Below are 272 nucleotides of genomic sequence, written 5' to 3'. Positions count from 1 at the left end.
CGTCTACAAGGACGGCACCGAACTGACCGCCACGATCACCGGTGTCAACGGCCCGGGCTTTGAAAAGCTGGAAGTCAAAGACGGCAGTGGCTCGGCGACCTCGACGGTGGTCGACACCACGACGGTCGCGACCGTGAGCCTGTCTGGTTCGGTACAAGACGAAGGCCCGTCGGCGCAGTACATCTTCACTGCCACACTGAGCCATGCCTCCCAAGGCGTGACCACGATCACCACCGACCGTGGCGTGATCACCATTGCCGATGGTCAGACCA

Annotated in this window: 1 protein-coding gene; it reads left to right on the top strand. The window is 62.1% G+C overall.

The window, feature by feature from the left end:
* Positions 1–272 (top strand): hypothetical protein (locus C6382_RS24065; RefSeq protein WP_158262124.1); only part of this gene is annotated, 272 nt, incomplete at both ends.

This window comes from Pseudomonas sp. BBP2017 (genome assembly GCF_003024385.1).
Taxonomy (GTDB): Bacteria; Pseudomonadota; Gammaproteobacteria; order Pseudomonadales; family Pseudomonadaceae; genus Aquipseudomonas.
This window is presented reverse-complemented; position numbering and strand designations above follow the sequence as displayed.